1 protein-coding gene is annotated in these 1012 nt (G+C 73.2%); it reads left to right on the top strand.

Annotated elements, in window-relative coordinates; all coding sequences use genetic code 11:
- On the top strand, positions 1 to 944 hold a 944-nt coding region (locus AB0N07_RS52320; RefSeq protein WP_365848213.1), incomplete at its 5' end, for a 3-hydroxyacyl-CoA dehydrogenase NAD-binding domain-containing protein.
- Positions 945 to 1012 lie beyond the last annotated feature (68 nt).

Genomic DNA, 1012 nt, shown 5'->3' with positions numbered 1-1012 from the left:
TCGAGGACGTCGAGCTCAAGGACTCGGTGTTCGCCGAGGTGGAGAAGGTGGTCGGCCCGGACACCCTGCTGTGCAGCAACACCTCCACGCTGCCCATCACCCTGCTGCAGGGCCCGCGGGAGCGACCCCAGGACTTCATCGGCCTGCACTTCTTCTCCCCGGTGGACCGGATGAGGCTCGTGGAGATCATCCGTGGTGAGCAGACCTCCCAGCGCACGGTGGAGCGCGCCTACGACCTGGTGCAGCAGATCCGCAAGCTGCCCATCCTGGTCAACGACGGGCGCGGCTTCTACACCTCCCGCGTCTACGGCACGCTCGTGCTCGAGGCCGCGGCCCTCGTGGAGGAGGGCGTCGACGCGCGGCGGATCGAGCGGGCGGCCCGCCACGCCGGCTTCCCGGCCGCCCCGCTGGCCATGATGGACGAGGTCTCCCTGACCCTGATCCAGCACATCCGCCGCGAGGAGGAGAAGGCCGTCGCCGAGGCCGGCGGTGAGCGTCCGGTGCGTCCGGGCGAGCGCGTGGTGGAGCGCATGGTGGACGAGTTCGGCCGCCCGGGCCGCGCTCAGGGCGCCGGCTTCTACGAGTACCCGGAACAGGGCCCCAAGCACCTGTGGCCGGGCCTGGCCGAGCACTTCGCCACCGGGGCGGACGTGCCCGAGCAGGACCTGCAGGACCGCCTGCTGTACCGCATGGCCATCGAGACGGCCCGCTGCTTCGACGACGGCGTCCTCACCGACGCCCCCTCGGCGAACCTCGGCGGCGTGTTCGGCATCGGCTTCCCGCCGCACACCGGCGGGCCCGTGACGTTCATGACGCACCGCGAGGGCGGACCGGCCGCGTTCGTAGCCCGCGCCGACGAGCTGGCCGACCGCTACGGCGAGCGGTTCCGTCCCGGCGACACCCTCCGGCGGCTGGCCGAGCGCGGCGAGGGGCCGGGCCGATGAGCGCCGCACCGCTGGCCGGGGTGCGCGTGGAGACCATCGCCCTGAACCAGCCCGGGCCCGTCGCCGCA

This window comes from Streptomyces sp. NPDC051172 (assembly GCF_040682555.1).
In the GTDB taxonomy this organism is placed as follows: Bacteria; Actinomycetota; Actinomycetes; order Streptomycetales; family Streptomycetaceae; genus Streptomyces.
The sequence above is the reverse complement of the archived record's forward strand: the minus strand, read 5'-3'. Positions and strand labels throughout refer to the sequence as shown.